This is a genomic window from Parvularcula mediterranea (assembly GCF_013085255.1).
In the GTDB taxonomy this organism is placed as follows: Bacteria; Pseudomonadota; Alphaproteobacteria; order Caulobacterales; family Parvularculaceae; genus Parvularcula; species Parvularcula mediterranea.
Window position 1 is genome coordinate 124,400 of record NZ_JABFCX010000002.1, and the last position, 12,878, is coordinate 137,277.

Here is a 12,878-nt window from a genome sequence, read left to right on the forward strand (position 1 = left end):
CAGCGATATGGCAGACGACGGATGGTGGCGCGGGGCGGTGATCTATCAGATCTACCCCCGCAGCTTTCAGGATACGGACGGTGACGGCATTGGTGACCTGCGCGGGATTTGCCGCAGGCTCGATGCCGTGGCCGATCTCGGCGTCGATGCTATCTGGCTGTCACCCTTCTACCCTTCGCCGATGGAGGACTTCGGCTACGACGTCACCGACCATATGACGGTCGATCCTTCCTACGGCAGCGATAAGGACTTTGACGAGCTTGTCCGCCGGGCTCACGCTTTGGGCCTCAAGGTCATCATCGACGCGGTCCTGAACCACACTTCGGACCAGCACGAATGGTTCGAGGAAAGTCGTCAGTCAAAGGACAATCCGAAGGCCGACTGGTACATCTGGGCCGACCCCAAGCCGGACGGGACACCGCCCAACAACTGGATCAGCCGCTATGGCGAAAGCCAGTGGACGTGGGAGCCGCGGCGCAGGCAATTCTACCGCCACCAATATTTGAAGAGCCAGCCGGCCCTCAACCTCGCCAACGACGAGGTGCTCGAAGCAAGGCTGCGTTTCATGCGCCACTGGCTGGATCGAGGCGTCGACGGGATCCGATTCGATGCCGTCTGCCAATATTTTGCCGACCCTCAGCTCAAGGACAATCCGCCCGCCGATCCGGGCGATGACGAGGTCAGCCCTGTTGGCGGTTTCTCGAACTTCGCATGGCAGAAGCATGAGAACGACTGCAACGACGCCCGCATCGAAGGCTTTCTCGAAAAGCTGATCGAGGAGATTCGCTGCGCAGGGTGTACCTTCACCTACGCCGAGCTTGATATCCGCTACAAAGCCTATGACAGCCTCAGGCGGTACACAGAGGACGGACTCCTCAGCGCCGCCTACACGCCTGACGTGATGGAGGCCGAGCTCAAACCCACCGCCATCGCGGAGGTCCTGCGAAAGGCGGAAGAGGCGCGGTGCACGGAGAACCATGTTTGGTGCGCCAGCAACCATGACAGCGCCCGCCTCGTCACCCGCTGGGCGGACAGGGAGGAGCACCGCGAGGCCATCGCCAAGCTCGCCGCAGCGCTCGTCATGACCATGCCCGGCCCCGTCAGCTTCTTCCAAGGCGAAGAACTGGGCCTGCCCGATGCGGGCTACACCCCCGAGGAGTACAAGGACCCTCAGGGGATCCGCTTCGCGCCAGAAGGCCGAAGCCGCGACAACATCCGCCACCCCTACCCTTGGTCAGACGGCGAAGGCGCAGGCTTCACCGAAGGGCCGTCATGGCTTCCGCTGAAGGAGAGCGTCACCACCCTCCACCGTGAAGGTCAGGAGGCGGATGAAGACAGTGTCCTCGCCACGTGGAAGAGGATGATCAGCCTGCGGCAATCAAAGAACGCTCTCAAGCGGGGCTCCTGCGAGATCATCCGAGCCGACGACGACGAAGGCCTCCTCATCTACCGCCGGGCCGATGAGGACATGACGATCGAAGTCGCCCTCCAGACGAAAGAGGACGCGAGCCGCCTCCCCGATACTGAGGGAAAAACCCTCGCCGAACGCGAAGGTCCCTTCGGCTACCGGATCACGAAGCTCGGTTGACTACATCCCGCCCATGCCGATCAGCGTGCCGCCGTCGATGGTGATGTGCTGGCCGTTCATCCATCCGCCTGCATCCGATGCGAGGAACACGGCCGCACCCGCGATATCGTCGGGCAGGCCAAACCTCCGCATGGGGATCTGTTTCGTGACCATCGCCTCGACCTTGGGATCCTTCCACAAGGCCTCGGCAAAATAGGTCTTCACGATGCCGGGGCAGATGCAGTTGATCCGCACATTCGAAGGGCCGAACTCCACGGCAAGGTTGCGCGCGACCTGCAGGTCCGCCGCCTTGGAGACGCCATAGAACCCGATCCCCTTGTTCCCGACAAAGGCTGAGATCGAGGAGATGATGACAATCGCGCCGCCGCCCTTCTCCTCCATACCGGGGAGAACGAGATGGCTCAGCTTGTGGTTCGCCTTGATGTTGCAGTTGAAGATCTTGTCGATCTCTTCGTCGGTAATGTCCTTGGTCGGACCATAGGCCGGGTTAACCGCGGCGTTGCAGATCAGGATATCCGCCTTGCCGAACCGGTCCTCATGGGCAGAGACCAGCTTCGCAAGTTCCTCCGTATGGGAAATATTGCAGGCAACGGCAAAGGCTGCGTCCCGGCCTTCTGCGTCGTTGATCTCTTTCGCCACCTCTTCGCAGGCATCGAGCTTGCGTGAGGACACTGTGACGTTGGCACCGTGCTGAGCTAGGCGTTTGGCGATGGCTTCGCCAATGCCGCGGCTGGCGCCAGTGACGATCGCAGACTTGCCTGAAAGGTCGAAAAGGGTGCCGGTATGGTCGGCCATGGGCGTGCTCCTCCTTACGTTTGGGAGCACGCTAGAACCAGTTGGCGCCGAACGCTACGCGGCGCGCCAGACGCTGCTACTCGGCAGCAGCGCCTTCGAGTTCAGCAGCAGGCTTTTTCTCTTCAGCCTTGGCTTCGACGTTGCCGCCATCATTGCCCGAAGCTTCGGCATTATCGCCGTCCTCGGAGTTCTTGCGGCGGCGGCGGCGACGACGCGGACGGCTGTCCTCGTCGCTTCCATCGCTGCTCTGCTCGTTCGAGCCGCTCTCGTCAGAGCTGTCGGCCTTGGCATGATCGTCGGAGGAGTTCTGGGCGTCCTTCTGCTGATCGTTCGCTTGCGCGTCAGCGTTCTGGTCGTCCTTCTTCTCTTCCTTTTTCTCAGCAGGCTGCATCGACTTCATCAGTCGGTAGTAGTGCTCGGCATGCTGCATGAGGCTTTCGCCGCGAATCCTGTCGCCGGACGAGAAAGCATCGCGCGCGAGCGCCTGGTATTTGTCGTAGATCTGGGCAGCCGTGCCGCGGATCTTCACTTCCGGTCCCTGGCTATCCATGGATCGGTTGGGGTTGTTATTTCCCCCTTGGCGGCGGCGGTTGGAGTTCCGCCCGCGTTTCGAGTATTGCGCCATGAGCGTTAGGTCTTTGTCCTATTGCTGTTTTTCGGCTTATCCCCCCTCGGGACAAGGGCCGCAGGCTTCCTAGCCTTTCCTATGCCGCCGCAGCGGCAGGTGAGAATGACGATGGGGTTTCCTGATCCCGATAAGCCCGCGTGGAGCCTAGAATAGAACCAAATTCTTGCGAAAACCCGGAGGACCTTGGTCCATCACCGTAAAACACACTTAGCGTCAGTTGGTTTCTCTTCCAACCCCTGTTTTTCAGCGGTCGTTTCGGCGCAGGCGAATGAGCGTGAAGGCATCCGTGCCGCTGGTCCAAGGGGCAAGCCGCAAGGCCTTCTCGTCAGCGAACGGCGCGAGCGTTTCCCGCGCATCGTCCGCCAGCCCATCGAGCGGCCCCGCCATCCCAAACGCCTCGTTCCGCGCAAGGAAGGCCTCGGCGCGCTGGTCATTCTCTTCGCGGAGGAAAGAACAGGTCACGAAGAGCAGCGTCCCGCCCGGTTTCACATACCGCGCCGCCTGATCCAGCACTTCATCCTGCTCGCCCATGCGGGTCTGAAGGTGCTCCTCGCTCAGCCGCCATTTCGTATCGGGATGCCGCCGCCAGGTGCCCGACCCTGAACACGGAGCATCGACGAAGACGAGGTCCATCTTCCCTTCGAGCGCGGCCAGCCTGTCAGGCTCCGAAGGCGCGACGACCTGAACGTTCCGTGCACCCGCACGGCGCAGGCGCTCATGGATCGGCGCGAGCCTCCGCGCATCGACGTCGTAGGCATGGACCTGGCCCGAATTGTTCATCGCCGCCGAGAGCGCGAGGGTCTTCCCCCCTCCCCCCGCGCAGAAGTCGAGCACCTGCGCGCCCTTGAGGTCCCCCGCGGCGAGCACAGTCAGCTGGCTGCCCTCGTCCTGCACCTCGACCCAGCCCTTGCCGAAGGCAGGGATCACGGTGACCCCTGGCCCTTTCTCAGCTGCAGGCGCAGGTGGAATGCGAATGCCGACGGGCGAATGGGGCGCAGCCCCGGCACGCAGGGTCTTCAGTGCACCGAGGGCCTTCTCGCGGGCGGCCTTCAGCGTGTTGGCGCGAAGGTCGACAGGCGCGCGAGTGGCCATGCTCTCGGAAATCACCGCCGCATCCTCGATGCCTTCAAGAAACGCAGGCAGGTCCAGCGCATCCGACGCTTGCGCGCCAAGCTCCTCCTCCGTCAACGGACCATCGCCATGCTCGCCGGAGAAAGCCTCAGCAATCCGCGCCTCATCCCATCTCCAAACGTCCCTCAGCGTCAGGAACGTCGCAATCCTTGTGCTCTCCTCACCGCGAAAGCTCCGCCAGCGCCGCAGCACGTCGAGGCAAAGCCCACGCACGAACGCCCGGTCCTTAGATCCGGCATAGCGCGCACCCCGCTCCCAGTCCTTCATCAGGACCGAGATCGGCATGGGGCGCTCCGCAAAGCGCTTCAGAATGTCTATCGATGCCGCAACGCGGCCGGGGTCACGCAAGGTCAGCCATTCCCGATAAAGCCCGGATAGAGGGACATCCCGCCATCCACGATCAAGGTGGTGCCTGTGACGTAATCGCTCTCGTCCGACAAGAGCCACGCAGCAGCTGCAGCCACGTCTTCGGTCTCTCCGAGCCTACCAAACGGGATGATCTTCAGGAGCTCTTCGAGCTTCTCCTCGTCCGACCAGACATCTTCGTTGATCGGCGTCTTGATCGCTCCGGGCGCAATGCCGTTGGCCCGGATGCCTTTGGAGGCGACCTCCTGGGCGATGCTCTTCATGAGCATTTCCACGCCGCCCTTCGCCGAAGCGTAGTTTACGTGGCAGGCCCAGGGGATGAACTCATGCACCGAGCTGACGAAGACGAGCTTTCCGACCGTCTCAGTCTCATCGCGCTCACGTCGCTGGAAATGCCTGACCGCCGCGCGCGCCACGAGGAAAGCGCCGTCGAGGTCGACGGACATGACCTTACGCCACTGATCGAGGGACATCTCAGCGAGGCTGGCATCGGCCTGAAGCCCCGCGTTGATAACGACGCTGTCGAGACCGCCGAAAGCCTCACCGATCTGGGCGAAGGCGACCTCGACGTCGTTTTCCTCGGAGACGTCAGCCGGTACGGTGATCGCCTCACCGCCCGCCTCACGAATGGTCTCAGCCACTTGTTCGGCCCGCTCATCGCCAGAGTGAAAGCCTACCGCGACACGCGCGTTCTCCCGGCCCAGACGCTCGCAGATACCGCGGCCTATGCCGGAGCTGCCGCCGGTGACGAAGATGCGCTGTCCTTGAAGCGATGGGCTCATGGGTACTTCCCTGCTTGGCAAAGGGAACGAACGGCCTGAGTGCAGCGAAGGTTCACGGGTGGAGGGGCCCAGGCACCTCGCGCCACTCGCCCGGCGCCAGACCCTCCACCGAAATATCCGCAATCGACCAGCGGACAAGCCGCAAGGTCGGCAGGCCCACATGTGCCGTCATCCGCCTGACCTGTCGGTTGCGTCCTTCGGTGATCGAAAGCCGCAGCCAGCTCGTCGGCTTGTTCTTGCGAAAGCGGATGGGCGGCGTCCTCGGCCAGAGATCAGGGTGCTCGATGGCATCACATCGAGCAGGATGGGTGCGCCCATCCTTGAGGTCGACGCCCTGCTCCAGAGCCTTCACCTGCTCAGGCGCAGCCTCGCCTTCGACTTGCACGAGGTAGGTCTTGGGAAGTTTGGACTTAGGCGAAGCAATCCGCGCCTGCTGCTTCCCATCATCAGTAAGCAGAAGAAGCCCCTCAGAATCCCGGTCAAGCCGCCCCGCAGCATAGACCCCCCGCACATCGATCAGCCCGGCAAGCCCCGGCCACTTCCCCTCGTCCGTAAACTGGGAAAGCACGTTCATCGGTTTGTTGAACGCGATTAGCATTTCTCTCCTCTCCCTTCAGGGAGAGGGGCCGGGGGTGAGGGAAGGCCTGCTCGCGAGAGGCTCTCAATCTCAGCCCGGACTAACTCCAAAACATGATCCTTACTGAGGGCCGTCTGTGCGTCGATCCGAAGGAAGCGCCAGCCAAGGCCTTCGATCACTTTTTGCCGCTCCGCATCGCGCTGCTGAACTTCACTGAGCCTATGAATGCCGCCATCAACTTCGATGGCCAGTCGCAGTTTCCTGATCGCGAAATCTACGAGGAACCGCCCGACGGGATGCTGCCTGCGCACGGTCCATCCTTCATTTCTCAGCAGGCGGAGCGCCTGCCAGGCAGTCTGCTCAGGACCGTTGGATCGCTGACGCAGAGCTCGCGCACGCGCTGTTACGGAGGTGTTCATCCGCTCGCCTTGGGCGAACGTTGTGGGAACATCAACCGCTGGGCGCAGTGAAGAGGCCCCTCACCCCCGGCCCCTCTCCCCTAGGGAGAGGGGAGCCTAGCGAGGCGACGGATAGTTCGGCGCTTCCCGCGTAATACTCACGTCGTGCACGTGGCTTTCCCTCAGCCCCGCCCCGGTGATCCGCACGAACTTCGCCTTCTGGTTCATCTCGGTGAGGTTCTTCGCGCCGACATAGCCCATCGACGCGCGGATGCCGCCAACCATCTGGTGCAGGATCGCACCGATCGGGCCTTTGTAGGGCACGCGGCCTTCGATACCTTCGGGCACGAGCTTCATCGAGTCGCCGACATCGCTTTGGAAGTAGCGGTCAGCCGACCCTCGTGCCATCGCCGTGATCGAGCCCATCCCGCGATAGCTTTTATAGCTGCGCCCCTGGAACAGGAACACTTCGCCCGGCGCTTCTTCCGTACCCGCCAGAAGCGAGCCGACCATGCAGACGTTCGCACCAGCGGCCAGTGCCTTAGCCATGTCGCCGGAATATTTGATCCCGCCATCGGCAATGATCGAGACACCCGAACCTTGCGCAGCGCGCGCCGCATCATCAACGGCTGTCAGCTGCGGAACGCCAACGCCAGCCACGATCCGCGTCGTGCAAATCGAGCCCGGACCAATGCCGACCTTCACAGCATCCGCACCCGCATCGATCAGTGCACGTGTCGCGTCATATGTCGCGACGTTGCCAGCCACGATCTGGGCATTCGGCCATTCGCGCTTCACCCGGCGAACCTGTTCTGCAACCTTCGACGAGTGGCCGTGCGCCGTATCGATGACCAGCACATCGACGCCAGCTTCGATCAACGCCGCGGCGCGTTCATAGCCATTGTCACCGACGGTAGACGCGGCAGCGACGCGCAGGCGGCCTTCCGCATCCTTCACGGCATCGGGGTGACGCTCAGCGTTCTCCATGTCCTTGACGGTGACGAGGCCAACGCAGCGATTGTCCTCATCGACCACGATCAGCCGCTCGATCCGCCGCTCATGGATGAGATCGCGCATCTCCTCCATGTCCGCACCGGCTCTAACCGTGGCGAGGTTCTCCGACGTCATCAGTTCGGAGACCTTCTGCGAGGGATCCTTGGCGAACCGCATGTCGCGGTTGGTCAGCACACCGACCAGCTTGCCGACGCCCGCTTCATTAGGGTTCTGGACCACCGGGAAGCCGGAGATCTTGCGCTCCGCCATGATCGCCCTTGCCTGCCCGAGGGTGTCCTCAGGGGTCAGGGTCAGCGGGTTCACGACCATGCCGCTTTCGTAGCGCTTCACCTGCCGGACCTGCTCGGCCTGCTCTTCGACGGTGAGGTTCCTGTGCAGGACCCCGATGCCGCCGAGCTTCGCCATGGCAATCGCCATCGGCGCCTCGGTCACGGTATCCATCGCCGCCGAAAGGATCGGGATGTTCAGGCTGATCGAAGAGGTGAGCTGGGACCGGACGTCCACTTCAGCGGGGAGAACCTCGGAAGGACCCGGCTCGAGAAGCACGTCATCGAAGGTAAAAGCGTCGCGTATTTCCATGGGGGCGCATAGCAGCGAGTCGCTGGCTTGCAAATGCTAACAGCGCGCGCCGGCCATTCTTCAAGGAACTGTCACGCTAGAGGGATGAGAAATACTAAGGTCGCAGCTGTGTGACTTGCTTCAGAATAGCTCCACTGACGTTAAGAAAATATCGGTAAACGGGCCAGTAACGCGACAATCGTCTCCGCCGAACGCGAGTTTGGAAGCAATGAACTTCCGGACAAGGAGACATCAGAGATGAAACTTTTCACGCGAAGCCTATCCGCGCTCACAGCCTCGGCGGCAGTTCTTGCGCTTGCATCCGCCCACGCCATCCCGGTGCAGGTGACCATCACCAATAACCAGTCCGAAGGAGGCTTTGCCTTCACCCCTGTCTATTTCGGCTTCACCGACGGCAGCTTCGACATCTTCGATGAGGGTGAAGCAGCTTCGAGCGGCACGGAGCTCGTTGCCGAAGTGGGCGTCTTCAGTGATCCCACCGACAGCGTAGGCCCAGACACCGTCATGGAAGAGCGTCTCGCCGCCGACCCTGACTCCCGCGGCGGTGTCGCAGCCGCGCCCGAAGGCTTCGCAGGTGCGCCCGTGGTCGAGCCCGGCGAGACGGCGACCTTCATCGTTGACCTCGATCCGACCGACCACCGCTATGCGCAATTCATCTCGATGCTCCTGCCGTCGAATGACACCTTCTTCGGCAATGATGATCCGCTCGCGCTCTTCGATGACCTTGGGAACTTCACGAACCCTGCCGACATCGAGATCAGGGCCGCAGACCTCTACGATGCAGGCACAGAGCTCAACGACTTCACCGATGGCCCGGCCTTCGTCGCAGGCCAGATGGGCGGCGCCGGTACGGCAACGAACGGCGTGATCACGGGAGGCGTCTCCCTTGCGAGCCTCAACCTGACCGGCGACATCGGCCTCGCTTCAGGTGACGTGGTCCAGCTCGCCCTCGCCGAAGCCTTCTTCCGCGACAACGTCCTCCTCGCCACGGTCAGCTTCGCCGCCGTAGACGGAGAAATCCCGATCCCGGCAGCAGCCTTCCTCTTCGCCCCCATCGTCGGAGGCTTCGCCTACAGCCGCCGCCACAAGGCCAGGGCCTAAAAGCCACCTCCGCCGCGCAGACCCACCTGCGCGGCGGGGTTCCAATCAGGGGCATTGGTATGCAACGGTGCCTTCACACCAGGGGAAGATTTGGAAACCGTATGAGAAGTCTAGCGCAATTTGTTGGGGCGCTGACTCTCCTCTCGCTCGCCGGGTGCGGCGGCGGTGGGGGCAGTTCCTCATCCGACGAGCCGACTCCCCAACCACCTGCTCCTCCCCTCATCATCACTTTCGTCACTGCATCTCAGGTGAGTGTCCCTGAAGGGCCGGGACCTAGGTTCACCGTGGAGGTCGACGTTCAGAATGGTACTCTCGATGAATTGACAGTTTCTGGAGGTGCCGACCAAGCGCTTTTCGTTCTCGATTCAACAAATGGTCGAGTAGAGTTCAATACCGCGATCAACTTCGAACAGCCAATCGATGCCAACCGGGACAATGTCTACGAGCTCGAGATCGAAGCTCGTTCGGGCGTCCTGCGAAATACACGTCTCTTCGAAGTTTCGATCACCGACGTGGATGAAACAGGCGGGCTGAGCGGTGCTGTTGCGCTAAACGGTTTCGTCGCGGGTCAGAGGCTCGGCAATACTCTCAGAGTCCTTGGCGACGTCGATGGCGACGGCGGGAACGAAATCCTCATCGGCGCGGAGCGTCCACTGGTGAACGACGGCGATTCGGGCGCGATCGTGGTCATGACCGGTGTCGGCATCGCAGGGCTGGACGGTGATGAAGGCCAGCTGAATGTCTCCAATCCCGGCGTCTTCATGATCACCGGAGAAGGGTCGCCTGACTATGTCGGCTTCTCTTTCTCCGACTTCGGTGATGTGGACGGAGACGGTGTCCCTGAGCTTTACGTTGGCTCGACACCCTTTCAGGATGGCATTCCGAACCGCGCAATGCTTCTCTCGGGCGTGGAACTCGCTGAAGCCCTTGTCTCCGGAGGCCGCGAATCCTTCTCATCACTTCTCGGCCGGCGCGCCGGTATCCTCCTCCAAGACAGTGCCGCTCCAGAGAACGGCATCGGCACACGTGCGGAGCGCATCGGGGACTTCACAGGTGATGGTCTGGACGACTTTTTCTTCTGCTCCGAGTACGATAGCGGCGCGAATGGCGATCGCGAACGCATATTGCTCGTCAGCGGCACAGTGCTGCAAACAGCACTCAATTCGGGCGCCGACGTCCTGATCAACGGAACGGCCTCCGAGCCAGGAATCGTCCGGATCATCAGCAACAACCGGGATGTTTCGGGAACGTGCCTGAGATCGGCATTCGGCGACTTCGACGGTGACGGTCTCGTGGATGTTCTGGTTTCAGACGATGAATTCTCGCCCTCTGACGTCCGCTCGCGAGCAGGTGCAGCCTATCTGATTGACGGTCGCGACCTCTCAGCGGCGGCCGTCGATGGCGATCAGCTTACGGTCGAGACCCTACCGACCGCGGTCCGGTTCGAAGGAGCTTTCAATTCCGACGCAGCGGGAAGAAGTGTTTCCGGCGGCTATGACATTAATGGTGACAATCTCCCGGAACTGGCAATCGCCGCTCCCGGTGCGGCACTGCCCGGCCGACCGGATGTCGGCATCGTCGCCCTCTATCGCGGACAGGCTCCGCTCAGCGCAATCTATGGCTCGTCGTCTTCCGTAAACGATGTAGCGGCGAATAATCTCGGTACTCAGATTGTCGGGAAGAGCAATTCGGTCGATCTTGCGTCACCGTTCCCGGCGGGCAGCTTCTTGCAAGGAAGCACACAGACACTCTCGTTCCTTCTTCCACGGGAGTATGTTGGCGGCTTCTTCGATGGTCAGACTCTAGAGAACGGAACAGTCCGCCTCCTGCCCGAAACGCTTTTTGGAATAGGTGAAACGGTGGACTTCGCTTCATCGTCACTCGAACCGCAGGGCGTTGCTCTCGTCGGTTACGAGAACTTTCGCAAGTTCGCTCGGCCTGCCTTTCCTGGCGATATAAACGGGGACGGCGTTGACGATCTCATCGTCAGCACACCGATGGTCGATATCAACGGCGTTGTTCAGGCCGGAACCGTTTTTTTCGTCTCAGGTTCAGATCTTCAAGACGCGACGCCTGTTGATGGTGAGATATCCCTCGCGACGTTTCTACCCGGATACTCGGGTGCGACCTCTACCCCCTAAACCCCAACCCGACCACGTACATCTCCGCTGAGTCAGACCGGCTCGCGTCGGGCTTGGCGTGGTGGACCTTGGTGAAGTTCTTCTTGAGGCGGTCGAGGAGCTGTTTCTCGCTGCCGCCTTGCAGGACCTTCGCGACGAAGGCACCGCCGGGGGCGAGGACTTCTTCGGCGAAGCCTAGAGCCTCTTCGGCCAGCGCGATGATGCGCATGTGGTCAGTCGCGCGGTGTCCCGTCGTGGGTGCGGCCATGTCCGAGAGCACGACATCTGCCTGCCCGTCGAGGAGCTCCTTCAGAGCCTCCGGTGCACCATCATCGAGGAAGTCCATCTGGAGGAGTTCAGCGCCCTGAACATCCTCCATCTCGAGATAGTCGATGCCGACGACCTTGCCCGTCCCCTCGGTCCGCTGCACCGCCACCTGACACCAGCCGCCGGGAGCCGCGCCGAGATCGACGATCCGACCCTTTGGCTTGAGGAGCGCGAACTTGTCGTCCAACTCGATCAGCTTGTAGGCCGCGCGGCTTTTGTAGCCTTCCTTCTTCGCGCGGGCGACGAAGGGGTCGTTGAGCTGGCGCTCCAGCCAGAGTTTCGAGCCGAGCTTCCGGCCGCGCGCAGTCTTCACCCGGACCGTCAGCTCGCGATCCGCGACGGTCTTGGAATCCTTCTTCATGCGGCGAACTTCCTGTTCCCCGCCGAGCGCGTTCGGCTTGCCGCCGCCTTTTCCGGATTTCTTGGCCATAGAGGGGCAGCTAGCCCGCGTGGGCGCCTGAGGAAACCCTGTGTCGTTCCTTCGCGCGTTCAGCGCGGGTTTCCGCGATGAGATCCGTCACGATCCCTTCCCTCAGGCCCCGGTCAGCCACCCGCACCCGGCCAAAGCCCGTGGCGTCCATAATCCCCTGCATGACGGAGCAACCCGGCATAATGAGGTCGGCACGCCCTTCCCCGATCGAAGGCTGCTTCTTCCGACCCTCAAGCCCCATCGCCTGCAGCTCATCCGCAAGCCGCTCGACATCGTCGGAGGTCAGCCAGGTGCCATCCACCTCCCGCCGCCGGTAGCGCTTCAGGCCCTTGTGCAGCGAAGCAAGGCTTGTTGCGGTGCCCGAGGTCCCGATCACATGGCTCTCGCCATTCGCCGCCTCGAGAAAGCCATCGGGCATCGCCTCGCGGACATTCCGCGCCACCCGCTCCCGGATCAGGCGGTAGTGCTCCCCTGCAAAGCTTCCCTCGGCGAGCCCTTCGGAGAGCCGCACCACGCCAAACGGGAGAGAGGCCACGGCCTCCATTTCCACCTTGCGCCGGTCATTCCCATCGATCCTGAGGTAGCAAAGCTCCGTCGAGCCGCCGCCGATATCAAAGAGCAGCGCCCGCGAGGCATGGACATCGATCAGACTTGCACAGCCCGAAAGCGCCAGCCGCGCCTCCTCCTCCGGACCGATCACGTCGAGCTTCAGCCCCGTCTCGACCCGCACCCGCTCCACGAACGCAGCGCCATTGGCAGCCATCCGGCAAGCCTCGGTCGTCACGCAGCGGACAGCGGCCACATCCCAGCGAGCCACCATCTCCGCACACTCGCGCAGGGCCGAAATCGCCCTCTCCTGAGCAGAATCAGCGATCCGCCCGGTGGTCACGAGGCCCTCTCCGAGGCGAACGATTCGCGAAAAGGTCGCCACGACGGCGAATCCGTTCCGTCTTGGTACCGCAATCATCAGTCGGCAGTTGTTGGTGCCCAGGTCGAGCGCAGCCACCGCCCGACGCTTACGCTGCGGGGCGTTTTCCTGAGG

12 protein-coding genes are annotated in these 12,878 nt (G+C 62.2%); 3 read left to right on the forward strand and 9 right to left on the reverse strand.

All coding sequences use genetic code 11. The features are described from left to right. The first annotated feature begins 7 nt into the window (after positions 1-7). Positions 8-1,588, forward strand: a complete 1,581-nt coding sequence (locus tag HK107_RS01160) for an alpha-amylase family glycosyl hydrolase (protein ID WP_173195986.1) — start codon at positions 8-10, stop codon at positions 1,586-1,588. Here HK107_RS01160 and HK107_RS01165 read toward each other — a convergent pair whose 3' ends face one another. The 7 genes from HK107_RS01165 to guaB all read right to left on the reverse strand — a co-directional run bounded on the left by HK107_RS01165 (position 1,589) and on the right by guaB (position 7,858). Continuing rightward, the gene (locus HK107_RS01165) at positions 1,589-2,383 is read right to left on the reverse strand and encodes an SDR family oxidoreductase (protein ID WP_173195988.1); all 795 of its coding nucleotides are present in this window, start codon (positions 2,381-2,383) and stop codon (positions 1,589-1,591) included. 76 nt (positions 2,384-2,459) lie between these two features. After that, the gene (locus HK107_RS01170; protein ID WP_173195990.1) at positions 2,460-3,008 is read right to left on the reverse strand and encodes a DUF4167 domain-containing protein; all 549 of its coding nucleotides are present in this window, start codon (positions 3,006-3,008) and stop codon (positions 2,460-2,462) included. Positions 3,009-3,254: 246 nt separating this feature from the next. Next, positions 3,255-4,427 (reverse strand): RsmB/NOP family class I SAM-dependent RNA methyltransferase, encoded by a 1,173-nt coding sequence (locus HK107_RS01175; protein WP_198912256.1) that lies wholly within the window; start codon positions 4,425-4,427, stop codon positions 3,255-3,257. A 65-nt stretch (positions 4,428-4,492) separates the two neighbouring features. Continuing rightward, positions 4,493-5,290, reverse strand: coding sequence for an SDR family oxidoreductase (locus tag HK107_RS01180; protein ID WP_173195994.1), 798 nt, complete (start codon positions 5,288-5,290; stop codon positions 4,493-4,495). Positions 5,291-5,342: 52 nt separating this feature from the next. Further along, entirely contained in the window at positions 5,343-5,888 is a 546-nt protein-coding gene (locus HK107_RS01185; RefSeq protein WP_173195996.1) for a pseudouridine synthase, read from the reverse strand. Beyond that, positions 5,882-6,286: an endonuclease domain-containing protein gene (locus tag HK107_RS16040; protein ID WP_173195998.1), complete on the reverse strand. Its 405-nt coding sequence runs from the start codon at positions 6,284-6,286 to the stop codon at positions 5,882-5,884. The genes HK107_RS01185 and HK107_RS16040 overlap by 7 nt, the downstream gene beginning before the upstream one ends. A 96-nt stretch (positions 6,287-6,382) precedes the next feature. After that, positions 6,383-7,858: an IMP dehydrogenase gene (gene guaB / locus HK107_RS01195; protein ID WP_173196000.1), complete on the reverse strand. Its 1,476-nt coding sequence runs from the start codon at positions 7,856-7,858 to the stop codon at positions 6,383-6,385. 237 nt (positions 7,859-8,095) lie between these two features. On the opposite strand from guaB, the gene HK107_RS01200 reads away from it, so the two are divergent. Further along, a complete protein-coding gene (locus HK107_RS01200; RefSeq protein WP_173196002.1) occupies positions 8,096-8,959 on the forward strand; it encodes a spondin domain-containing protein in 864 nt (287 codons plus the stop codon). Between the two features lie 320 nt (positions 8,960-9,279). Beyond that, positions 9,280-11,100 carry an FG-GAP-like repeat-containing protein gene (locus HK107_RS01205; protein ID WP_173196004.1) on the forward strand — a complete coding sequence of 607 codons (1,821 nt, stop codon included), beginning with the start codon at positions 9,280-9,282 and terminating at the stop codon, positions 11,098-11,100. Here the strand turns inward: HK107_RS01205 and HK107_RS01210 are convergent. Both HK107_RS01210 and HK107_RS01215 read right to left on the reverse strand, forming a co-directional pair. After that, complete coding sequence (locus HK107_RS01210) at positions 11,090-11,767, reverse strand: RlmE family RNA methyltransferase (RefSeq protein ID WP_408636655.1); 678 nt, start codon at positions 11,765-11,767, stop codon at positions 11,090-11,092. The two genes, HK107_RS01205 and HK107_RS01210, sit on opposite strands and share 11 nt — an antisense overlap. Before the next feature lie 79 nt (positions 11,768-11,846). Then, positions 11,847-12,842 (reverse strand): Ppx/GppA phosphatase family protein, encoded by a 996-nt coding sequence (locus HK107_RS01215; protein WP_198912257.1) that lies wholly within the window; start codon positions 12,840-12,842, stop codon positions 11,847-11,849. Positions 12,843-12,878 lie beyond the last annotated feature (36 nt).

What these genes read in the sequence shown, in the direction of transcription:
- HK107_RS01160 (WP_173195986.1), top strand. Translation starts at nt 8, where the DNA reads ATGGCAGACGACGGATGGTGGCGCGGGGCGGTGATCTATCAGATCTAC.
- HK107_RS01165 (WP_173195988.1), bottom strand. Translation starts at nt 2,383, where the DNA reads ATGGCCGACCATACCGGCACCCTTTTCGACCTTTCAGGCAAGTCTGCG.
- HK107_RS01170 (WP_173195990.1), bottom strand. Translation starts at nt 3,008, where the DNA reads ATGGCGCAATACTCGAAACGCGGGCGGAACTCCAACCGCCGCCGCCAA.
- HK107_RS01175 (WP_198912256.1), bottom strand. Translation starts at nt 4,427, where the DNA reads ATGCCGATCTCGGTCCTGATGAAGGACTGGGAGCGGGGTGCGCGCTAT.
- HK107_RS01180 (WP_173195994.1), bottom strand. Translation starts at nt 5,290, where the DNA reads ATGAGCCCATCGCTTCAAGGACAGCGCATCTTCGTCACCGGCGGCAGC.
- HK107_RS01185 (WP_173195996.1), bottom strand. Translation starts at nt 5,888, where the DNA reads ATGCTAATCGCGTTCAACAAACCGATGAACGTGCTTTCCCAGTTTACG.
- HK107_RS16040 (WP_173195998.1), bottom strand. Translation starts at nt 6,286, where the DNA reads ATGAACACCTCCGTAACAGCGCGTGCGCGAGCTCTGCGTCAGCGATCC.
- guaB (WP_173196000.1), bottom strand. Translation starts at nt 7,858, where the DNA reads ATGGAAATACGCGACGCTTTTACCTTCGATGACGTGCTTCTCGAGCCG.
- HK107_RS01200 (WP_173196002.1), top strand. Translation starts at nt 8,096, where the DNA reads ATGAAACTTTTCACGCGAAGCCTATCCGCGCTCACAGCCTCGGCGGCA.
- HK107_RS01210 (WP_408636655.1), bottom strand. Translation starts at nt 11,767, where the DNA reads ATGAAGAAGGATTCCAAGACCGTCGCGGATCGCGAGCTGACGGTCCGG.